The 18885-nt window shown below is 67.4% G+C and carries 17 protein-coding genes; 16 read left to right on the top strand and 1 reads right to left on the bottom strand.

Features of this window, described 5'->3' with window-relative positions; translation table 11 throughout:
• The first annotated feature begins 65 nt into the window (after nucleotides 1-65).
• Both EEB19_RS06710 and EEB19_RS06705 read left to right on the top strand, forming a co-directional pair.
• Nucleotides 66-506 (top strand): hypothetical protein, encoded by a 441-nt coding sequence (locus tag EEB19_RS06710; protein WP_187584406.1) that lies wholly within the window; start codon nucleotides 66-68, stop codon nucleotides 504-506.
• A gap of 72 nt (nucleotides 507-578) precedes the next feature.
• Nucleotides 579-1352 carry a MerR family transcriptional regulator gene (locus tag EEB19_RS06705; protein WP_187584404.1) on the top strand — a complete coding sequence of 258 codons (774 nt, stop codon included), beginning with the start codon at nucleotides 579-581 and terminating at the stop codon, nucleotides 1350-1352.
• 31 nt (nucleotides 1353-1383) lie between these two features.
• Here the strand turns inward: EEB19_RS06705 and murF are convergent, their stop codons facing one another.
• On the bottom strand, nucleotides 1384-2706 hold the full coding sequence (gene murF, locus EEB19_RS06700; RefSeq protein WP_187584402.1) for a UDP-N-acetylmuramoyl-tripeptide--D-alanyl-D-alanine ligase: 1323 nt from the start codon (nucleotides 2704-2706) through the stop codon (nucleotides 1384-1386).
• A gap of 67 nt (nucleotides 2707-2773) precedes the next feature.
• Between murF and EEB19_RS06695 the strand changes: the two genes are divergently transcribed.
• The 14 genes from EEB19_RS06695 to EEB19_RS06630 all read left to right on the top strand — a co-directional run bounded on the left by EEB19_RS06695 (nucleotide 2774) and on the right by EEB19_RS06630 (nucleotide 18863).
• Nucleotides 2774-3859 (top strand): D-alanine--D-alanine ligase family protein, encoded by a 1086-nt coding sequence (locus EEB19_RS06695; protein ID WP_187584400.1) that lies wholly within the window; start codon nucleotides 2774-2776, stop codon nucleotides 3857-3859.
• Between the two features lie 275 nt (nucleotides 3860-4134).
• Nucleotides 4135-4563 carry a hypothetical protein gene (locus EEB19_RS06690; protein WP_187584531.1) on the top strand — a complete coding sequence of 143 codons (429 nt, stop codon included), beginning with the start codon at nucleotides 4135-4137 and terminating at the stop codon, nucleotides 4561-4563.
• Nucleotides 4564-4684: 121 nt separating this feature from the next.
• Nucleotides 4685-5098, top strand: coding sequence for an NADH-quinone oxidoreductase subunit A (locus EEB19_RS06685; RefSeq protein WP_187584398.1), 414 nt, complete (start codon nucleotides 4685-4687; stop codon nucleotides 5096-5098).
• A 72-nt stretch (nucleotides 5099-5170) separates the two neighbouring features.
• Nucleotides 5171-5725: an NADH-quinone oxidoreductase subunit B family protein gene (locus EEB19_RS06680; RefSeq protein ID WP_187584396.1), complete on the top strand. Its 555-nt coding sequence runs from the start codon at nucleotides 5171-5173 to the stop codon at nucleotides 5723-5725.
• Complete coding sequence (locus tag EEB19_RS06675; protein WP_187584393.1) at nucleotides 5722-6471, top strand: NADH-quinone oxidoreductase subunit C; 750 nt, start codon at nucleotides 5722-5724, stop codon at nucleotides 6469-6471. The genes EEB19_RS06680 and EEB19_RS06675 overlap by 4 nt, the downstream gene beginning before the upstream one ends.
• Nucleotides 6471-7814 (top strand): NADH dehydrogenase (quinone) subunit D, encoded by a 1344-nt coding sequence (gene nuoD, locus EEB19_RS06670; protein ID WP_187584391.1) that lies wholly within the window; start codon nucleotides 6471-6473, stop codon nucleotides 7812-7814. Before EEB19_RS06675 ends, nuoD begins: the two co-directional genes overlap by 1 nt.
• Nucleotides 7811-9943, top strand: a complete 2133-nt coding sequence (nuoF, locus tag EEB19_RS06665) for an NADH-quinone oxidoreductase subunit NuoF (protein ID WP_187584389.1) — start codon at nucleotides 7811-7813, stop codon at nucleotides 9941-9943. Before nuoD ends, nuoF begins: the two co-directional genes overlap by 4 nt.
• Nucleotides 9940-12351: an NADH-quinone oxidoreductase subunit G gene (locus EEB19_RS06660; protein WP_187584387.1), complete on the top strand. Its 2412-nt coding sequence runs from the start codon at nucleotides 9940-9942 to the stop codon at nucleotides 12349-12351. Before nuoF ends, EEB19_RS06660 begins: the two co-directional genes overlap by 4 nt.
• Nucleotides 12348-13661, top strand: a complete 1314-nt coding sequence (gene nuoH / locus EEB19_RS06655) for an NADH-quinone oxidoreductase subunit NuoH (RefSeq protein WP_187584379.1) — start codon at nucleotides 12348-12350, stop codon at nucleotides 13659-13661. The genes EEB19_RS06660 and nuoH overlap by 4 nt, the downstream gene beginning before the upstream one ends.
• Nucleotides 13654-14190, top strand: a complete 537-nt coding sequence (gene nuoI / locus EEB19_RS06650) for an NADH-quinone oxidoreductase subunit NuoI (RefSeq protein ID WP_187584377.1) — start codon at nucleotides 13654-13656, stop codon at nucleotides 14188-14190. The genes nuoH and nuoI overlap by 8 nt, the downstream gene beginning before the upstream one ends.
• Nucleotides 14187-15014 carry an NADH-quinone oxidoreductase subunit J gene (locus EEB19_RS06645; protein WP_187584375.1) on the top strand — a complete coding sequence of 276 codons (828 nt, stop codon included), beginning with the start codon at nucleotides 14187-14189 and terminating at the stop codon, nucleotides 15012-15014. Before nuoI ends, EEB19_RS06645 begins: the two co-directional genes overlap by 4 nt.
• Entirely contained in the window at nucleotides 15011-15310 is a 300-nt protein-coding gene (gene nuoK / locus EEB19_RS06640) for an NADH-quinone oxidoreductase subunit NuoK (protein WP_187584373.1), read from the top strand. The genes EEB19_RS06645 and nuoK overlap by 4 nt, the downstream gene beginning before the upstream one ends.
• An 8-nt stretch (nucleotides 15311-15318) precedes the next feature.
• Nucleotides 15319-17220 carry an NADH-quinone oxidoreductase subunit L gene (nuoL, locus tag EEB19_RS06635; protein WP_187584371.1) on the top strand — a complete coding sequence of 634 codons (1902 nt, stop codon included), beginning with the start codon at nucleotides 15319-15321 and terminating at the stop codon, nucleotides 17218-17220.
• Nucleotides 17217-18863, top strand: coding sequence for an NADH-quinone oxidoreductase subunit M (locus tag EEB19_RS06630; protein WP_187584369.1), 1647 nt, complete (start codon nucleotides 17217-17219; stop codon nucleotides 18861-18863). The genes nuoL and EEB19_RS06630 overlap by 4 nt, the downstream gene beginning before the upstream one ends.
• The last annotated feature ends 22 nt before the right edge of the window (nucleotides 18864-18885 follow it).

Here is an 18885-nt window from a genome sequence, read left to right as displayed (position 1 = left end):
TCCTTGCAGGTGGGGGCCTCACCGCCCAAACCTGGACGGCAATCGGACCCGGTACGGTGATGTCCATGTCGCGTAGCTTGCATCGAATCGTGCTCGTTCTCGCCGCCGGCGTGGTGGGCCTCGCACTAGCCGGATGCGGAACCGAACAGGAGTCCACCCCGTCGTCGGCGGCCGACTCCGGGTCGGCGACCACGGTCTCGGAGAATCCGAGCGCATCCGTCGTCGGCGGGCCGAAGCCGGCCTCCCCGACGACGTCGGTCGCCGACGATCACGCCGACACCACGGCATGCGGAACCACCAAGGGTCCCGACGGCGCACTGCGCATCCTGATCCTCGACGGCGATCTGGACTGCGGCACCGCCAAGAAGGTCGCCACGGAGTACGGGCCGAAGATCGCGACCGGGCAGCCACAGCAGGTGTCGGGCTGGGATTGCGGGCCGTCGGAGACCACCGGAATCCTCGCGAGCTGCACCAAGGGCGACCAGGAGTTCGGGCTGGCGCCGTAGGTTCCGCGGTGGAACTCAGGGCGGATGTCCGCCCTTGACCCTGACGCGACGTGAGGCACCACAGTGTCGGATGTGAGCGAAGAAGACCAGCGCACGGTCGGCGAGATCGCGCGTCTTGTCGGTATCAGCGTCCGCACCCTGCACCACTGGGACCACATCGGACTCGTGGTGCCGTCGGGACGTACGGCGTCGGGTTATCGGATCTACGACGACGCCGACGTCGAACGTCTGCACCGCGTCCTCACCTACCGTGAGCTGGGCTTTCCTCTGGAGCAGATCGCGACCCTGCTCGACGACCCGTCCGTGGATGCGATGGCGCATCTGCGCGATCAGCACGACCTGCTGACCGAACGGATCGATCGCTTGCACCGGATGGTCGCAGCAGTGGAGGAGATGATGAACGCAAAGAAGGACGGCATCCAGCTGACCGCGGCGGAGCAGGCCGAGATCTTCGGCGACGACTGGCCCGGCGACGAGTACGCCGCCGAGGCCCAGGAGCGCTGGGGCGATACCGACGCGTGGCGGCAGAGCCAGGCGCGAACAGCCCGATTCGACAAGAACGATTGGCGCCGGATCAAGGCCGAGGGCGACGCCCTCGAGGCGAAGCTGGCGGACGCGATGCGCGCCGGAGTGGCTGCCGGCTCACCGGAGGCGAATGCGCTCGCCGAGGAGCACCGCGCCGGGATCGAACAGTTCTACGACTGCGGGTACGAGATGCAGGTGAATCTCGCCGAGATGTACATCGCCGATCCGCGATTCACCGCGCACTACGACACGCGTGCGCCGGGACTCGCACAGTTTCTCCGCGACATCATCGTCGCGAACGCCGAGGGGCGCGACGGCTGAGATCTGCCGTCGACGGCGGGCGGTGGACGGCTCAGCCGCCGAGCAGCGCCTCGGCGACGCGCTCGAGCGCGGCGACGCGACTGCCCTTGACGAGCACGGCGTCGCCGGAGCCGAGGCCGGCCAGCGCGGCGACGGCACCGTCGACATCGGGGACGTGGCGGGCGTCGTCGCCGTAGTCGGGTTCGTCGACCGCGATGACATCGACACCGAGTTCACGGGCGCGGGCGGTGATCGCGACGTGCTCGGTCGTCGAGTCGGCACCCAGTTCGGCCATCGTCCCGAGGACTGCGACGCGGCGCCGGGCGTCGAGCGCCGCCAACGACGACAGCGCCGCCGCCATCGACGTCGGGTTCGCGTTGTAGGCGTCGTTGATGATGGTCACCCCGCCCGCCGTCGTGGACAGCTCCATCCGCAATCCGGACAGCGCGGCGCCGAGCAGACCGTCGGCCATGACGTCGACGGGTACGCCGAGCCAGCCGGCCGCGGCCGCGGCGGCGAGCGCGTTCGGCACCTGGTGCTCGCCCCGCGCCCCGAGCCGGATGTCGGCCTCACCCCACGGCGTGTGCAACCGGAACGAGGCGCGTAATTGGTCGTCGAGGACGACGTCGGCGGCATGCACGTCCGCGGCCGGGGTGAGCCCGAAGGTCAGCACACCCGCGTCGGTGCGATCCGCCATGGCCGCCACTCGCGCGTGGTCGGCGTTGAGCACCGCCAGGCCGTCGACCGGAAGTGCCTCGACCAGTTCGCCCTTGGCCTGCGCGACGGCGTCGATGTCACCGAACAGCTCGAGATGCACCCCTTCGACCCGGGTGATGATGCCGACGGTCGGCCGGGCGATGCCACACAGCAGATCGATGTGTCCGATGCCGCGGGCACCCATCTCGACGACGACCGCCTCGGTGTCGTCGGGAGCGTTGGACAGCGTGAGCGGCAGACCCAACTCGTTGTTGAACGACTTCTCGCTGGCGGTGGTCCGATAGGTCGTGGCGAGCACGCCGGCGAGGAGGTCCTTGGTGGAGGTCTTGCCGACCGACCCCGTCACGCCGACGACACGGTCGGGCAGCCGGTCGCGCATGGCGCCGCCGAGATCGGCGAGCGCGGCCGCGGTCTCGGTGACCTCGATCGCGGGGGCGGCCACGTCCGGCAGCGGCCCGACCGACGTCAGGTACGCCGACGCTCCACCCGCAACCGCCGACGACACGTACTCGTGGCCGTCGCGTGCCGCGACGATCGGCACGAACAACTGACCCGGGCGGACGCTCCGCGAGTCGATGCCGGCACCGTCGATCGTCACGTCGTCGCCGACCAGTCGTCCGCCGACCGCCTGCGCCACCTCACTCGCCCTCACATGCACACCGCAACGCTACAAGCCCACGTACCTCGGGCGGCTGCGTGTCCCCGCTGGCCGTATCGTGTCTGCCATGGCTTCACCCCTGCTGCGTCTGGTCGTCCTCTTCGGTGGGGTGTCCGCAGAACACGACGTCTCCTGTGTCACCGCGGCCCACGTGCTCGCGGCAGCAGATCGGAGCAAGTACGACCTCGTGCCCATCGGCATCACCAAGGGTGGCACCTGGCTGCGCAACGACAAGGCGATCGCCGCGCTCGCCGAGGGCAGTGCGCTGCCGGAGCGGCTCGAGGCCGCAGGCACCGAGGTCGAGCCACTCAGCGCGGTTCGCGGAGAGGTCGACGGTCCCGAGCAGCCGGTCACCGTCGTCCTGCCGCTGCTGCACGGTCCGCACGGTGAGGACGGCACCATCCAGGGGATGCTCGAACTCTTCAAGGTGCCCTACGTCGGTGCCGGGGTGTTGTCGTCGGCGCTGTGTATGGACAAGGCGATGGCGAAGATCGTCGCCGAGCAGACCGGTATCCCGCAGTGCCGCTGGATCGAGTTCCGCGACGGCATCGACGACCCCAACACGATCGTTGCCCGCGCCGTCGACGAACTCGGGCTGCCGGTGTTCGTCAAGCCGGCGAACCTCGGGTCGTCGGTGGGGATCTCCAAGGCGCACGATCCGTCCGAACTCGACAAGGCCATCGACATCGCCCTGCGCTACGACGACGTGGTGATCATCGAGGAGCACGTCACCGCGCGGGAGGTCGAGGTCGCGGTCCTGGGCAACACGGCACCCGAGGCGTCGGTGCCCGGTGAGATCCTCCCGGGCAGTGAGTTCTACGACTACGAGGACAAGTACGTCACCGGAGCGGCGACCCTGGTCATCCCCGCCGAACTACCCGACGACGCCACCCGCGAGGTGCGCGATCTCGCCGCCAAGGCGTTCACCGCGCTGCGCTGCGCCGGGATGGCGCGCGTCGACTTCTTCTACGAAGAGGGTGGTCGCGGCTGGCTGCTGAACGAGGTCAACACGATTCCCGGATTCACCCCGGGTTCGATGTACCCGAAGCTCTGGGAGGCGACGGGGGTGCGCTACCCGGACCTCATCGATCAGCTGGTGACGTTCGCGCTCGAGAGCCATCGTCGGCGGGTCGGATTCTTCACGGATCACTGAGCGCGACCGGCGAGCCGCTTCCCCACCCTCGCCGACCGTGCCCTGCTTTTCGCCGACGGTGTCCGGCCGGGGTGACCGTGGGCACGATCGGCGAAAATCTGGACACGGTCGACGAGTGGGCCGACGCTCGCCGTGCAGACCGGGCACGATCGGCGAAAATCTGGACACGGTCGACGAGTGGGCCTGCGGCGGGCGATTCTGCGCACGGGTGACGACGGTGGGACGGTAATGTGCTCGACGTGACCGACCCCGACCGGAGCAACGAGAAGCGCTCGCTGCGACCTCGGGAGGGCGAGCCCCGGAATGCGGAGGGGGTCGTAGCCCTGCGGGTGCTGGTCTACTCCGACCATTCCGACACGCGCGCAGCGGTGATCGGAGCGCTCGGCCGTCACCCCGATCCGGCGCTTCCCGAGCTCAGCTTCGTCGAGGTCGCGACCGCGCCGATGGTGTTCGCGCAGCTCGACGCCGGGGTCATCGATGTGGTCATCCTCGACGGGGAGGCCACCCCGGCCGGCGGGATGGGTCTGGCCAAACAGATGAAGGACGAGGTCGACCCGTGCCCGCCGATCCTCGTGCTCCTCGGCCGCGCCGACGACCGGTGGCTGGCCGACTGGTCACGTGCCGACGCGACAGCGACACTGCCCGTCGATCCGATCACCTTGTCGGCGACTCTCGTCGAGTTGCTGCGTAGCACCGGGCTCTGACCGGCTCTCGACCGCGACCCGCCGAAACACGTCCCCGAAAGCTCGACAAGTGCGTCGGCTCCGCTTGTAGGGTGTGTGTTACAGCTCACATCAGGCCCTACCCTGCGGAGGCCGTCACGCTATGAACGCTTACGTCCCCATCATGGTCCTCGGGGCAATTGCGGTGGCGTTCGCGGTCTTTTCGGTCGGCATCGCTCTCCTCGTCGGACCGAAACGGTACAACCGCGCCAAACTCGAACCGTATGAATGCGGCATCGAGCCGCTGACCGAGTCACATGCGCTCGCGTCGTCGGGCGGGCCTGCCGTGATGACGGCATCGCGCCTGGAACGCACCGTCCAGCGCATCCCGGTGAAGTACTACCTGACCGCGATGCTCTTCATCATCTTCGACATCGAGATCGTGTTCCTCTACCCGTGGGCCGTCGCCTTCGACGCCCTCGGATGGTTCGGTCTCGCCGCCATGGCCCTCTTCATCGTCAACGTCTCGGTGGCCTACGCCTACGAGTGGCGCCGCGGAGGGCTGAGCTGGGAATGACCACGGCCGTCTCGCGCGCTCGCCGATGAGCGCGCGAGGCCGACCGCCGCTACACGCAAGGAGGTTCGCGACATGGGACTCGAAGAGAAGCTGCCCAGCGGATTCCTGTTGAGCACTGTCGAAGATCTGGCCGGATTCATGCGCAAGGGATCGCTGTGGCCGGCCACCTTCGGCCTGGCGTGCTGCGCCATCGAGATGATGGCCACCACCTCCGGGCGCTATGACCTCGCCCGGTTCGGCATGGAGGCGTTCCGGGCCTCACCACGGCAGGCCGATCTGATGATCGTCGCCGGACGTGTCAGCCAGAAGATGGCGCCCGTCCTCCGACAGATCTACGACCAGATGGTCGAACCCAAATGGGTACTGGCCATGGGTGTTTGCGCCTCATCGGGCGGGATGTTCAACAACTACGCGATCGTCCAGGGCGTCGACCACGTGGTGCCGGTCGACATCTACCTCCCCGGATGCCCGCCCCGGCCGGAGATGTTGCTCAACGCGATCCTGAAACTCCACGAGCAGATCGCACAGATGCCACTCGGGGTGAACCGTGAGCAGGCGATCTGGGCGGCCGAACAAGCGGCGCTTCAGTCGAAACCGACGATCGAGATGAAGGGGCTCCTCCGATGACGGGGTCCGGTTCCGGACCGGAGACCCGCGGGACCGGAGGTGAACTCACCCGGCCCGAACAGACCGGACCCGAGCAGATCGGTGTCCGCAAAGGACTCTTCGGTGTCCACGGCAGCGGCGACACCTCCGGGTACGGCGGACTGATCCAGGCCGTCACCCTGCCGGGGAGTTCGAGCCGACCCTATGGCGGCTACTTCGACGAGATCGCCGACGAACTGGCGGCCGGACTCGACGAACAGACCGCCGCCGGCGCACCGGCCGTAACCTACGACGACGCAGTCGAGAAAGTCGTCGTGTTCCGCGACGAGATGACCCTGCACGTACGCCGCGACCATCTTCGCCCGGTGGCCCTCACCCTCCGCAACCGCGACACGCTCCGCTTCGAATTGTGCTTGGGAGTCAACGGAGTTCACTATCCCGACGACCTGGATCGCGAGCTCCACGCGGTCTATCCGCTGCTGTCGATCACGCACAACCGCCGGGTCCGGCTCGAGGTCGCGGTCGCCGACGGCGACCCGCACATCCCCAGCCTCTGTGACATCTATCCGACCAACGACTGGCACGAACGCGAGACGTACGACTTCTTCGGCATCATCTTCGACGGCCACCGATCACTCACTCGCATCGAAATGCCCGACGACTGGCAGGGCCATCCACAGCGCAAGGACTACCCCCTCGGCGGGGTTCCGGTCGAGTACAAGGGAACCCGCATCGCGCCGCCCGACCAACGGAGGTCGTACAACTGATGACCACCACCGGCCACAACACCCCACATGACGACATCCACGCCACGCAGACCTACACCGTCTCGGGCCAGGACTGGGACGACATCGTCAGCGCCGTCCGCGAACGGGCGGCGGCCCAGCCGGGCGACGAGCGCATCGTCGTCAACATGGGCCCACAACACCCCTCCACCCACGGCGTCCTGCGACTGATCCTCGAGATCGAGGGCGAGACGGTCACCGAGGCCCGATGCGGTATCGGCTACCTGCACACCGGGATCGAGAAGAATCTCGAGTACCGCAACTGGACGCAGGGCGTCACCTTCGTCACCAGGATGGATTACCTGTCGCCGTTCTACAACGAGACCGCCTACTGTCTCGGGGTCGAACGACTGCTCGGCATCACCGACGACATCCCGGAGCGTGCCAGCGTGATCCGGGTGATGCTGATGGAACTCAACCGCATCTCGTCGCACCTGGTCGCACTCGCGACCGGCGGTATGGAACTCGGCGCCGTCACCGCGATGTTCCTCGGCTTCCGCGAGCGCGAGATGATCCTCGACGTCTTCGAGTACATCACCGGCCTGCGGATGAACCACGCCTACATCCGGCCCGGCGGTGTCGCACAGGATCTTCCGGACGACGCCGTGGACAAGGTCGGCGAACTCCTCGACATCCTCCCCGCACGACTCGGCGAACTCGAGGATCTCCTCAACGAGAACTACATCTGGAAGGCACGCACCCAAGGGGTCGGCTATCTGGACCTGACCGGATGCATGGCCCTCGGTATCACCGGACCTGTTCTGCGTTCCACCGGCCTGCCGCACGATCTGCGGAAGTCTCAACCCTACTGTGGCTACGAGAACTACGAGTTCGACGTCATCACCGACACCACCTGCGACTCCTACGGTCGATACCTGATACGAGTCAAGGAGATGCGGCAGTCGGTGCGCATCGTCCGGCAATGCCTCGACCGGTTGCGTCCCGGACCGGTGATGATCGCGGATCGCAAACTGGCATGGCCCGCCGACCTCGCGCTCGGCCCCGACGGTCTCGGCAACTCCCCCGAGCACATCGCCGAGATCATGGGCACCTCCATGGAGGCGCTGATCCATCACTTCAAGCTCGTCACCGAGGGCCTGCGGGTGCCGGCCGGACAATGCTATGTGGCGGTCGAATCGCCCCGCGGCGAACTCGGTGTCCACATGGTCAGCGACGGCGGAACCCGCCCGTACCGCGTGCACTACCGTGACCCGTCGTTCACCAATCTTCAAGCGGTGGCGGCGATGTGCGAGGGCGGGATGGTGGCCGACGTCATCACGGCCGTCGCCAGTATCGACCCGGTGATGGGAGGGGTGGACCGATGAGCGAACCGGTGTACGTGGAGCTCGGCGCGCCGCCCGCCGAGGGTGTTCCCGTCATCGCGCCGGCGCCGCACCCGGCGCTGCGCTTCGAGGGGGCCGACAGCTACCCCGACGATGTCACCGCCCGGCTCGGCGCGGACGCGGCCACGATCATCGCGCGGTATCCGCAATCGCGGTCGGCGCTACTGCCGCTGCTCCATCTGGTCCAGTCGGAGGACGGCCAGATCACCCGTGCCGGTGTGGGATTCTGTGCGGCGCAATTGGGTCTGACCGAGGCGCAGGTGGCGGCGGTCGCGACCTTCTACTCCATGTATCGTCGGTCGCCCACCGGAGAGTATCTCGTCGGGGTGTGCACCAACACGCTGTGCGCGGCCATGGGTGGCGACGAGATCCTCGAGACGGTACGCGAACATCTCGGCATCTCCCCCGGCGAGACCACCGCCGACGGCCGCATCACCCTCGAGCACGTCGAGTGCAACGCCGCATGTGACTTCGCGCCCGTGGTGATGGTCAACTGGGAGTTCTTCGACAACCAGACTCCCGACGGCACTGTCGAACTCGTCGAGGACCTGCGGGCGGGGGTGGCGGTCGAACCGACCCGAGGGACCGGAGGGTTGTGCTCGTTCCGGACGACGGCGCGGGAGCTGGCGGGGGTGGACCCTTCGAGGCTCGCTCCGCTCGCACCTCAGGGATCAGAAAAGGAGCCCGACGCACCTCAGGAATCAAAACGGACTGCGAGCCCTGAGGAGCGAACCGACACCACCCCGGCCCCTGAGGAGCGAGCTCGCGAGCGTCACGAAGGGCCCGCCGACGACACCATCCCCGTCCTCAGCCGCCACTGGGCCGAACCGCACTCGTGGACATTGCGGAACTACGAGTCGCACAACGGGTACGACGCACTCCGCACAGCACTGCGCACCGCACCGGACGACCTCATCGAGACCGTGAAGGCCTCTGGACTCCGCGGGCGTGGTGGTGCCGGGTTCCCGGTCGGCATGAAGTGGTCGTTCATCCCGCAGTCCGACGACCCGGACGCCGCACCGCACTACCTCGTCGTCAACGCCGACGAGTCCGAACCGGGCACCTGCAAGGACATGCCGCTGATCCTGGCATCCCCGCACTCGCTGGTGGAGGGCGCGATCATCGCCGCCTATGCGATCCGCGCGCACCACGCGTTCATCTATCTGCGCGGCGAGGTCACCTCGGTCCTCCGCCGACTCCGGGCGGCCGTCGACGAGGCCTACGCGGCAGGCTATCTGGGTACCGACATCCTCGGTTCGGGTTTCGACCTCGATCTCGTCGTGCACGCCGGCGCGGGCGCCTACATCTGCGGCGAGGAGACGGCGCTACTCGATTCGCTCGAGGGCAGGCGCGGCCAGCCACGGCTGCGTCCGCCCTTCCCTGCCGTGGCAGGGCTGTACGCCAGCCCGACCGTCGTCAACAACGTCGAGTCGATCGCGAGCGTCCCACCCATCATCCGCAACGGAGTCGACTGGTTCCGGACGATGGGGACCGAGAAGTCACCGGGCTTCACGCTGTACTCGCTGTCCGGCCACGTGACCCGGCCAGGACAGTACGAGGCAGCGCTCGGCGTCACCCTGCGCGAACTCCTGGAGCGCGCCGGTGGGGTGCGCGCCGGTCATCAGCTCAAGTTCTGGACGCCGGGCGGATCGTCGACCCCGATCCTCACCGCCGACCATCTCGACGTGCCGCTCGACTACGAGGGAGTCGGTGAGGCCGGCTCGATGCTGGGCACCAAGGCATTACAGATCTTCGACGAGACCACCTGCGTGGTCCGCGCGGTCCTGCGCTGGACGGAGTTCTACGCCCACGAGTCGTGCGGAAAGTGCACGCCGTGCCGCGAGGGCACCTACTGGCTCGTGCAACTGTTGCAGCGGATCGAGGACGGACACGGCACCGCCGCCGATCTCGACACCATCAGCGACGTCACCAACAGCATCGTCGGCAAGTCGTTCTGCGCCCTGGGAGACGGCGCAGGCAGTCCGATCGTGTCCTCCCTCAAGTACTTCCGCGACGAGTACCTCGCGCATTTCGAGGGTGGATGCCCCTTCGACCATCATCGGTCGACCGTCTTCGCCGACTCCCCGACCACGACCGGAGGTGACCGGTGACCGCTCTCGACGATGCGCGTACGGCGGGGAAGCCCGCACTGGTGACCGTCACGATCGACGGCGCCGAGATCTCCGTGCCCCCGGGCACTCTGGTGATCCGGGCGGCCGAACTGATCGGCACCCAGATCCCGCGCTTCTGCGATCATCCGCTCCTCGATCCGGTCGGCGCCTGCCGACAATGCCTCGTCGAGGTGGAGGGACAGCGCAAACCGCTGGCCTCGTGCACCACCGTCGTCACGGACGGGATGGTCGTGCACACACAGCGCAGCTCCGAGATCGCCGAGAAGGCCCAGCGCGGGGTCATGGAGCTGTTGTTGATCAACCACCCGCTCGACTGCCCGGTGTGCGACAAGGGCGGCGAGTGCCCGCTGCAGAACCAGGCGATGTCATCGGGACGGGGCGAGTCCCGGTTCACCGGCGAGAAGCGCACCTTCACCAAGCCGGTGCCGCTGTCGTCGGAGGTGCTGCTCGATCGTGAACGGTGCGTGCTGTGTGCGCGGTGCACCCGATTCGCCGGACAGGTGGCCGGGGATCCGCTGATCGATCTCGCGGATCGTGGTGCGCTCCAACAGGTGTCGGTGTATCAGGACGAACCGTTCGAGTCCTACTTCTCCGGCAACACGGTCCAGATCTGTCCCGTCGGCGCACTCACCAGCACCGCCTACCGCTTCCGGGCCCGGCCGTTCGACCTGGTGTCGTCGCCGAGCGTGTGTGAACACTGCGCCAGTGGCTGTGCCCAGCGCACCGATCATCGCCGCGGGAAGGTGCTGCGCCGCCTGGCCGGCGACGATCCCGAGGTCAATCAGGAGTGGAACTGCGACAAGGGCCGGTGGGCCTTCGCCTACGCCACCGCTTCCGACCGGCTGCGCATGCCGATGGTCCGCTGGGCCGACGGCACGTTGCGCGAGGTGTCGTGGGGTCACGCACTGCGCCACGCCGCGGAGGGTCTCGCCGCCGCCCGCGGGCGGGCCGGGGTGCTCACCGGTGGACGGTTGACCGCCGAGGATGCCTACGCCTACGGACGATTCGCGCGAACGGTGCTCGACACCAACGACATCGACTTCCGATCCCGCCCGCACAGCGCCGAGGAGGCCGAGTTCCTCGCCGCTCATGTCGCCGCACGCCCTGACGATCTCACCTATCGCGACCTCGACGCCGCGCCGGCCGTCCTGCTCGTGGGTTTCGAACCGGAGGAGGAGTCGCCGATCGTCTTCCTGCGGTTGCGGCGAGCGGTTCGCACCGGGCGGCAGCAGGTCACTGCCATCGCACCGTTCGCGACACCCGGCGTCGTCAAGCTCGACGGCACCCTGCTCGCGACCGCGCCGGGAGATGAACCGGCCGTGCTGGATTCGGATGCGGTCTCCGACGCCGTCGCCGCGCGGGGTTCGGTGATCCTCGTCGGAGAACGACTGGCCGGCGTGGCCGGCGGATTCACCGCCGTCCTGCGCCTGGCCGAACGTTCCGGGGCCAGGGTGGCCTGGATACCGCGGCGCGCCGGCGAACGCGGCGCCCTGGAGGTCGGCGCCGCCCCGAATCTGCTGCCCGGTGGTCGGCCGGTCGCCGATCTCTCCGCTCGGACCGAGATCGCGCTCGCCTGGCACCTTGCCGACCTGCCGAGCACGCCCGGGCGGGACACCACCCAGATACTGGACGCCGCTCTGCGGCAGGATCTCTCCGCCCTGCTGATCGCCGGTGTCGAGCTCGACGACCTCCCCGATCCCGCAGCTGCGGCGGACGCTGTCGTCGCGGCCGGATTCGTCGTGAGCCTGGAGATGCGCCGCAGCGCGGTCACCGACCTCGCCGACGTCGTGCTCCCGGTCGCGGCCGTCGCGGAGAAGTCCGGGATGTTCCTCGACTGGGAGGGCCGTGCACGACCGTTCTCGACCGCGCTGCCGGAGGCGGGCACGCTCCCCGATCACCGGGTTCTCGATGCTCTTGCCAGACAGATGGGCGTCGACATCCGCTGCCCCGATCCGGCGACGATCCGAGCCGACCTCGAACGCATCGGCCCCTGGGAAGGCGCCCGCCCGCCGGTCGCCGCCGTGCCGGAGGCCTCCAACAGCCACGGCACCGGCGCGCAGCGCGCGGTCCTCGCCACCTGGCGGATGCTGCTCGACGACGGACGACTGCAAGACGGAGAAGCACATCTGGCCGGCACGGCCCGCACTCCCGTCGCCCGACTGTCGGCCGCAACCGCCGACGGGATCGGTGCCACCGACGGCACACTCGTCGAGATCGGGTCCGACCGTGGCGCCATCGTCCTGCCGCTGATGATCACCGACATGGTCGACGGGGTGGTGTGGGTGCCGGCGAACTCACCCGGCTCCGCGGTGGCGTCGACGCTGCGGTCCGCGGCAGGTGACGTCGTCGCGATCGGTGTGGCCACCGGACCACGGGAGGTGGTGTGACGATGGATTTCCCGTCACTTGCCGACTTCGGCCACGACCCGTGGTGGCTGATCCTGATCAAGGCCGTCGCCGTCTTCGGATTCCTCGTCGCCAACCCGCTCGCCGCGATCTTGATCGAGCGAAAGGTCATGGCGCGCATGCAGACGCGTATCGGCCCCAATCGGGTCGGTCCTCGCGGGCTGTTGCAGAGCCTGGCCGACGGGGTCAAGCTCGCCCTCAAGGAGGGCATCATCCCGACCGGCGTCGACAAGGTGATCTACGTCGCCGCACCGATCATCGCCGTGGTCCCCGCCGTGATGGCGTTTGCGGTCATCCCGTTCGGACCGATGGTGTCGGTGTTCGGCCACCAGACACCACTGCAACTCACCGACCTCCCCGTCGGCGTGCTCTACGTGCTGGCCGTGACGTCGGTCGGTGTCTACGGCATCGTGCTGGCCGGATGGTCATCGGGCTCCACCTACCCACTGCTCGGCGGCCTGCGTTCGACGGCCCAGGTCATCTCCTACGAGATCGCGATGGGTCTGACCTTCGCCGCTGTCTTCCTCGACGCCGGGACCATGTCGACGTCGGGCATCGTCGCTGCGCAGGAACATCATTGGTACGTCCTGCTCCTGCTCCCGTCGTTCGTGATCTACGCGATCTCGATGGTCGGCGAGACCAATCGCGCGCCCTTCGACCTCCCGGAGGCCGAGGGCGAACTCGTCGGCGGGTTCCACACCGAGTACTCGTCGCTGAAGTTCGCGATGTTCATGCTCGCCGAGTACATCAACATGGTCACCGTGTCGGCGCTGGCCACCACCCTGTTCCTCGGCGGCTGGCAGGCACCGTGGCCGGTCAGCATGTTCGACTGGGCCAACTCCGGCTGGTGGCCGATCCTGTGGTTCACGCTCAAGGTCTGGGTGTTCCTCTTCGTGTTCATCTGGCTGCGCACCAGCCTGCCGCGCCTGCGCTACGACCAGTTCATGAACCTGGGCTGGAAGGTCCTGATCCCGATCTCGCTCTCCTGGGTGATGGTCGTGGCCGTCATCCGCGTCGCGATCGGCAGCGACGACGATGCCGACCTCACTCGCTCGCTCGTGTCAGCGGCCGCCGGACTCGTCGTGACCGCACTGATCGGATATGCCATCTGGCGACTGATGCGACTGCCGAAGGAACCCGCGGCGCCGGATCGTCCGGCGCAGCCCACGTTCGATCCGATGGCCGGCGGCTTCCCTGTCCCGCCCCTACCCGGCCAGGTGTTGCCGCCGCGCACCATCCCTCTGCCGCCCACACCTCCGTCCGATCCCGTGAAGGAGACCACCGATGCCTGACTTCCTCAAACCGATCAGCGGTCTCGGGGTGACGTTCTCGTCGATGTTCTCCCCGACCATCACCGAGCAGTATCCCGAGGAGAAGACTCCGACCGCCCCGCGCTATCACGGTCGCCACCAACTCAATCGGCATCCCGACGGGCTGGAGAAGTGCATCGGCTGTGAACTGTGCGCCTGGGCGTGCCCGGCCGACGCCATCTATGTGGAGGGCGCCGACAACACGGAGGACGAGCGATACTCACCGGGCGAACGCTACGGCCGCGTTTATCAGATCAACTACCTCCGCTGCATCGGCTGTGGCCTCTGCATCGAGGCCTGCCCCACCCGTGCGCTGACCATGACCAACGAGTACGAGCTCGCCGACGACAACCGCGCGGACCTCATCTACGAGAAGGACCGGCTGCTCGCACCTCTCGAGCCGGGCGTCTCCCCGGCCCCACACGCCATGGCTCCGGGTTCGACCGAGGAGAACTACTACCGGGGCGAGGTGTCCAAAGACGGTCGGCTCGTCGCGAAGGACGAGTCGTGACAGCACTTCTCGCCGCTGAGCTCACGCGCACGTCGACCGGCGAAGCCGTCCAGTTCTGGGTCCTCGGCGCGGTCGCCGTGCTCGGTGCGCTCGGCGTCGTGTTCGCCACCAAGGCGGTCTATTCGGCGATCTTCCTGGCCACCACGATGATCATCCTCGCGGTCTTCTACGTCGCGCAGGGCGCCCTGTTCCTCGGCGTCGTCCAGGTGGTCGTCTACACCGGCGCGGTCATGATGCTGTTCCTGTTCGTGCTGATGCTGATCGGTGTGGACTCAGCCGACTCACTCGTGGAAACGCTACGTGGGCAACGTATCGCGGCCATGGTGCTCGGACTCGGCTTCGGCATACTGCTGATCGCGGCGATCGCCACCGCGTCGCTGGCGGTGTTCGCCGGAGCCCCGGTCGCCGGCGGCGTGGGTGCCTCCAGCGCGTCCGACGGCAACATCGAGGCCATCGCCCAGCTCATCTTCGTCCAGTACCTGTGGGCGTTCGAACTGACCGGCGCACTGCTGATCGCGGCCACGCTCGGCGCGATGGTGCTGGCCCACCGGGAACGGTTCGGGCCGCGCCGCACTCAGCGGGAGCTGTCCGAGGAACGCTTCCGCCTCGGTGTCGACATGACCCCGATGCCCAGTCCCGGTGTGTACGCACGACACAACGCGGTCGATGTCCCGGCCCTGCTCCCGGACGGCACGCCGTCGGACCTGTCGGTCAACGCGACGTTGAAACCGCGTCCGTCGATCAAGCCGTCCCCCTCGGGCTCGAGCCCGGACGGGGACTCCCGTGGCCCGAGTATCCGCCGATCGCTCGGGGAGGGCCGATGAACCCGGAGAACTACCTGTACCTCTCCGCACTGCTGTTCACCATCGGCGCAGCCGGGGTGCTGTTGCGACGCAATGCGATCGTCGTGTTCATGTGCATCGAGCTGATGCTCAATGCCGCGAATCTGGCGTTCGTCACGTTTGCGCGGATGCATGGTTCCTTTGATGGCCAGGTCATCGCATTCTTCACCATGGTCGTGGCAGCGGCCGAGGTGGTCGTCGGGCTGGCCATCATCATGACAATCTTCCGGGCGCGACGATCGGCCTCGGTGGACGACGCAGATCTGTTGAAGCGGTAGGAGGTACGGTGAGCACCCAGGCAACCGCGGATCTTCTCTGGCTGGTTCCGGCACTACCGTTGCTCGGCGCTGTGATCCTGTTGCTGGGTGGGCGGCGCACCGACCGCTGGGGACACCTGCTGGGGACCGCGCTCGCCCTCGCGTCGTTCGTCGTCGGATTCGTGATGTTCACCGGCATGCTCGGTCGCGGCGCGGATGACCGAGCCGTCCACGACATCCTGTTCAGCTGGGTGCCCGTCGGCGAACTGCAGGTGGACTTCGGCCTGCAGCTCGATCAGCTGTCGATGTGTTTCGTCCTGTTGATCACCGGCGTCGGCTCCCTGATCCACATCTACTCGATCGGTTACATGGCCGACGACCCCGATCGCCGACGATTCTTCGCCTACCTCAACCTGTTCCTCGCCGCGATGCTGCTGCTTGTGCTGGCCGACAACTATCTCGGGCTGTACGTCGGCTGGGAAGGCGTGGGACTCGCCTCGTATCTGCTGATCGGTTTCTGGCAGTACAAGCCGTCGGCGGCGACAGCGGCGAAGAAGGCGTTCGTGGTGAATCGTGTCGGCGACATCGGCCTCGCAGTCGCGCTCATGATCATGTTCGCCACCTTCGGCGCGGTGAGTTTCGAGGCGGTATTCGCCGGCGCCGATCAGGTCGGCGAAAGTGTGCTCACCGCCATCGGTTTCATGTTGTTGCTCGCCGCGTGCGGCAAGTCGGCGCAGGTGCCATTGCAGTCCTGGCTCGGCGACGCCATGGAGGGTCCGACACCGGTGTCGGCGCTCATCCACGCAGCGACGATGGTCACCGCAGGTGTCTATCTCATCGCCCGATCGAACCCGATCTTCGATCTCGCGCCTGCCGCCCAGGTCGGTGTCACGGTCGTCGGCGCGGTCACCCTGCTGTTCGGCGCGATCATCGGTTGCGCGAAGGACGACATCAAGAAGGCGCTCGCGGCGTCGACGATGAGTCAGATCGGCTACATGGTGCTCGCGACCGGTCTCGGACCGGCGGGCTACGCGTTCGCGATCATGCATCTGCTCACCCACGGGTTCTTCAAGGCAGGGCTGTTCCTCGGTGCGGGTTCGGTGATGCACGGGATGAACGACGAGACAGACATGCGGCGCTTCGGCGGGCTGCGGACGGTCATGCCGATCACGTTCGCCACGTTCGGCGTCGGGTACCTGGCCATCATCGGCGTGCCACCGTTCTCCGGGTTCTTCTCCAAGGACCCGATCATCGAGGCGGCCTTCGCCTCCGGCGGTGTCGGCGGCTGGCTGCTCGGCGGTGCAGCGCTTCTCGGCGCCGGCATCACCGCGTTCTACATGACGCGAGTGATGGTGTTGACGTTCTTCGGGGAGCGGCGGTGGAAAGACCAGCAGCACCATCCGCATGAGTCACCCGGCACGATGACCGGGCCGATGATCCTCATCGCCGTCGGTTCGGTCGCTTCCGGGGCGATGCTCGCCTGGGGCGACGCCCTGGTGCACTGGCTCGAACCCGTTGTCGGCGAGGAGCATCACGCGTTGGCGGTTCCGACCTGGGTGGTGACCGTGACGATCCTCGCGGTCGTCGCTGTGGGCGTCGGGATCGCCTGGCGCATGTACGCGACCCGACCGATAGCCGACGTCGCGCCGGATGACGTCTCCGGTCTCACGATGGCCGCGAGGCGGGATCTGTACGGCGACACAGTGAACGAGAAACTCCTGATGCGTCCCGGTCAGGAGGTGACGCGTGAGCTCGTCCGCGCCGAGAACGTCGGTATCGACGGCCTCACGTCGGGGATCGGCAACTCGATCGGTGGACTGTCGCGACGTCTCCGCGGTTGGCAGAACGGGTATGTGCGGTCCTACGCGTTGTCGATGTTCGCCGGCGCGACCCTGATCATCGGACTGGTGATGGTGGTGAACGTCCTGTGAACGCACCGTGGTTGACGATCCTGTGGCTGCTCCCCGCGGTCGGCGCGGTCGCCGTGCTGGCGGTCCCGAGCACACGCCCCGACATCGCCAAGTGGTTCGGCCTCGGCATCTCGGTGGCAGTGCTCGCCGTTGCCGTCGGTCTGGCCGTCGGGTTCGACCGCGGCGGTCCGAGCGGCTCGGGCGATACTGCGGCGCGGTATCAGTTCGTCGAGGATCACAGCTGGATACCAGCGCTGGGCACCCGGTACGCACTCGGCCTCGACGGCATCGGTCTCGTGCTGGTGTTGCTGACCGCGGTGCTGCTGCCGCTGCTCATCGTCGCCGGGTGGAAGGACGCGGATCACTCCGGATCGCTGGACCATTCAGGCGGTCGGCGGCAGAAGGGCCCACACACCTACCTCGCACTGACCCTGGCGGTCGAGGCGATGGTGTTGATGAGTTTCGTCGCCCTCGACATCCTCCTGTTCTACATCTTCTTCGAGGCCATGTTGATCCCGATGTACTTCCTGATCGGCGGATTCGGCACGACCGTCGGTGTCGACCGGACTCGCGCCGCGGTGAAGTTCCTGCTGTACAACCTGTTCGGCGGTCTGATCATGCTGGCGGCGGTCATCGGGCTCTACGTCGTCACGGCACGATCGAACCTCGGCACCGACGGCGCTGGAACATTCGATCTGCGCACCGTCGTCGACGCGGTCTCCACCGGGCAGCTCGACGCCGGGGGCGGACTGCTCAAACTGCTGTTCCTCGGATTCATGTTCGCGTTCGCCGTGAAGGCACCGTTGTGGCCGTTCCATTCGTGGTTGCCCGACGCGGCGGTCGCGGCCACACCGGCCAGTGCCGTCCTGATGATGGCGGTCGTCGACAAGGTCGGCACCTTCGCGATGTTGCGCTATTGTCTGCAGCTGTTCCCGGATGCCACACGATATTTCGCACCGGCCATCGCAGTCCTGGCGGTCGTCGGCATCGTGTATGGGGCGATACTCGCGATCGGCCAGACCGACGTGATGCGTCTCATCGCCTACACGTCGATCTCCCATTTCGGCTTCATCATCCTGGGCATCTTCGCGCTGACGACGCAGGGGCAGACCGGATCGACTCTGTACATGGTCAACCACGGGATCTCGACCGCCGCGCTGTTCCTCGTCGCCGGATTCCTGGTGTCGCGGCGCGGGAGCCGGCTCATCGCCGACTACGGGGGCGTGCAGAAGGTCGCTCCGGTCCTCGCCGGCACCTTCCTGGTCGCCGGGCTGGCGACGCTGTCACTACCCGGGCTCGCCCCGTTCATCAGTGAGTTCCTGGTGCTGATCGGAACATTCACGCGCTATCCGGTGGCCGCGATCGCCGCGGCGAGTGCGCTCGTGTTGTCGGCGATCTACATCCTGTGGCTCTACCAGCGGATGATGGGCGGGCCCTCCCGGGCCGTCGAGGGACCGGGCGCCGCCACTCGCAGCATGCGTGATCTGCACGGTCGTGAACTCGTGGTGATCGCGCCGCTGCTCGCCCTGCTGCTGGTGTTCGGCGTCTACCCGAAGCCGGTTCTCGACATCATCGATCCGGCCGTCGCGCACACGATGAGCACCATCGGGCAAGAGGATCCGCCACCGACGGTGCCACCCGCATCGGAGGGTGGTCCGCGATGACCGGCGCCGAGATGACGGGAGT

The sequence above is a fragment of the Gordonia sp. OPL2 genome, assembly GCF_003797825.1.
Taxonomy (GTDB): Bacteria; Actinomycetota; Actinomycetes; order Mycobacteriales; family Mycobacteriaceae; genus Gordonia.
Note: the sequence above shows the minus strand (reverse complement) of the source record. Positions and strands in the feature narration are given on the sequence as shown.

Coding starts and splice junctions, on each gene's coding strand:
- EEB19_RS06710 (WP_187584406.1), top strand. CDS start 66: ATGTCGCGTAGCTTGCATCGAATCGTGCTCGTTCTCGCCGCCGGCGTG.
- EEB19_RS06695 (WP_187584400.1), top strand. CDS start 2,774: ATGGCTTCACCCCTGCTGCGTCTGGTCGTCCTCTTCGGTGGGGTGTCC.
- EEB19_RS06685 (WP_187584398.1), top strand. CDS start 4,685: ATGAACGCTTACGTCCCCATCATGGTCCTCGGGGCAATTGCGGTGGCG.
- EEB19_RS06680 (WP_187584396.1), top strand. CDS start 5,171: ATGGGACTCGAAGAGAAGCTGCCCAGCGGATTCCTGTTGAGCACTGTC.
- EEB19_RS06675 (WP_187584393.1), top strand. CDS start 5,722: ATGACGGGGTCCGGTTCCGGACCGGAGACCCGCGGGACCGGAGGTGAA.
- nuoD (WP_187584391.1), top strand. CDS start 6,471: ATGACCACCACCGGCCACAACACCCCACATGACGACATCCACGCCACG.
- nuoF (WP_187584389.1), top strand. CDS start 7,811: ATGAGCGAACCGGTGTACGTGGAGCTCGGCGCGCCGCCCGCCGAGGGT.
- nuoI (WP_187584377.1), top strand. CDS start 13,654: ATGCCTGACTTCCTCAAACCGATCAGCGGTCTCGGGGTGACGTTCTCG.
- nuoK (WP_187584373.1), top strand. CDS start 15,011: ATGAACCCGGAGAACTACCTGTACCTCTCCGCACTGCTGTTCACCATC.